The 1,990-nt window shown below is 72.6% G+C and carries 2 protein-coding genes and 1 pseudogene; 1 reads left to right on the top strand and 2 read right to left on the bottom strand.

Annotated elements, in window-relative coordinates:
• Positions 1-790: alpha/beta-hydrolase N-terminal domain-containing protein (locus AB0M20_RS40475; RefSeq protein WP_364306489.1), on the bottom strand; the 790-nt coding region annotated here is incomplete at its 3' end.
• Positions 787-1,473 carry a hypothetical protein gene (locus tag AB0M20_RS40480; protein ID WP_364306491.1) on the bottom strand — a complete coding sequence of 229 codons (687 nt, stop codon included), beginning with the start codon at positions 1,471-1,473 and terminating at the stop codon, positions 787-789. The genes AB0M20_RS40475 and AB0M20_RS40480, both read right to left, overlap by 4 nt.
• A 190-nt stretch (positions 1,474-1,663) precedes the next feature.
• On the opposite strand from AB0M20_RS40480, the pseudogene AB0M20_RS40485 reads away from it, so the two are divergent.
• Positions 1,664-1,990, top strand: a pseudogene (locus tag AB0M20_RS40485) (hypothetical protein); the annotation flags it as partial.

Consider the following 1,990-nt stretch of genomic DNA (forward strand, 5'->3'; position numbering starts at 1 on the left):
CGGTCGCCGGGGCGCCGGCGAACGCGCTGAGCTCGGCGCCGGTCGGCCCGGTGCCGATGAACTTGCGGCCCTGCCGGCCGAGCTCCTGCCAGGTCGTCGCCGAGCCGGGGCCGCCGGAGCGCAGCCCGGTGGCCGGCTGCTTGGCCTCGGGGTCGGTGCCGCCGTCGGTCAGTGAGGCGGTGCGGTCGGCGAAGGCGAGCAACCGCTCCTGGGCGAACCCGTCGACGAAGCCGACGACGAGCAGGGCGACGGCGATGGCGCCCGCGGCGTACGCGACCGGCCGGGGCACGAAACGGCCCAGTACCCGGGCGATCTGCCGCGTCGCCAGTCGCAGCGAGCGCCCGATCAGCAGCAGGACCACAATGGTCAGGACGGTGACGCCGATGATGCGCAGGATGTCGTACGTCAGCACCCGTTCCATGCCCACCCGTGCGCGCAGCTCCTGCTGCCACCGGGTGCCCAGCGCGAGGAACAGCAGGCTGACCAGCGGCCCGGCGACGAACAGCGTCCACCACCCGACGCGCGCGGCCCGGGGGTGCGCCCGCCGCTGGAATCTGCGGACGAGCGCGCCGAGAGCGGCGCCGGTCGCGTACCCGAGGAGCGCGGTGAGCCCGCTGACCACTCCCTGCAGCAGCACCGGCCGGGGCAGCAGCGAGGGGGTCAGTGAGAGGCAGAAGAACGCGATGGCGAAGGCGCAGCCGGCCAGGCTCGGCCGTGCCCGGACCACCCGCAGATGCCGGTACGGCGGATGCGCGCGGCCCGGGACGGTGCGTTCGGCGACGGCGGTCATGGCAGCGGCGCGATCTTCACGGCGCCGACCTCGGTGCGCACCTGGATGCGGTGCGCCGAACTCGCGTCCGTCTCGACGCTCACCTTCTCCGCGGCGTTCGGCGCGCGGACGTCGACGGCGTACCCGGTGCCGCCCGGGACCCGGAGGTCGACTGCGCCCACGCTGGTGGTCGCGCTGATCAGGGACGGCGCCTCGGTGAACTCCAGAGTGGTCGCGCCCACCTCGGTCTTGACGGTCACCTCGTCGCCGGTCAGGGCGTGTCCTTCGATGGCGCCGGCTTCGGTGGTGATCCGGATGTTCCCGCCCACGCCGTCCACTTTGACCGCACCGGCCTGCGCGTTGACGTCGACCGACGTGGCCGCGGGCACGCGGATCCGGTAGTGGATCTCGCAGCGGGCGTCGTCGTCGTCGCAGCCGGTCTCGGTGAGCCGCAAGGTCTTGCCCTCGACCCGGTGCGCGGTCGTGGGTTTGCCCTTGGAGTAGCGGTATTCCTCGGTCACGGTCACCGGGCCGGCGCCGGCGATGATGTCGATGGCACTGGCGCGGCCGTCGATCGCCAGCGCGGTGACGGATTCGTCGATCTGGTAGTCGATCCGGTCGGTGGTGGCGTCGCCGAAGCATCCGGCGAGGGGCAGCAGGAAGGTGGCGGCGATCAGGGCGGCTGCCGTACGTCGCGTTGTCATGGCATCTCCTCGTCGTTGTTGCGGTGACTTCACGCTCGCAGCCGGCGACGGGGACGGTAAGGCGGTGAACTGGCGGTTCGAGGGGGCGGTTTTCTGGTGTACGGCCGTTCGGTCCACCTCGGCGCATTGCGGTGATCTCCGCCCCGCGGGAAGATGCGAGCCCAGGGTTGTCGACGTTCGGGGGCGTGACATGACCACTGGTACGAACGACGTGGCTGACACACCGGCCGACACACCGGCCGACACACCGGCCGACACACCGGCCGACACACCGGCCGACACACCGGCGGTCACCCGTCTGCGCCCGCCGCGCAATCCCGTCGACCGCCGCGCCGTCGGCTGGTGGACCACCAACCTGCTGTTGCTCGCCGCCGCTCCGGCGCTGGTGCTGGTCGTGCTCGGCGTGCTGATCTCGTCCGCCCGGTCCTGGCTGCTGACCCCGGCCGTGATCATCGCGGTGGCCGGCCTGGTCTCGGCGGCGACCCTGCCGCGCTGGTGGTTCCGGGTGCACCGCTGG

Origin of the sequence: Actinoplanes sp. NPDC051633 (assembly GCF_040681735.1) — a bacterium.
Classification (GTDB): domain Bacteria; phylum Actinomycetota; class Actinomycetes; order Mycobacteriales; family Micromonosporaceae; genus Actinoplanes.

Excerpts from the sequence above, each read along its gene's own strand:
- AB0M20_RS40480 (WP_364306491.1), bottom strand. The coding sequence starts at position 1,473 with ATGACAACGCGACGTACGGCAGCCGCCCTGATCGCCGCCACCTTCCTG.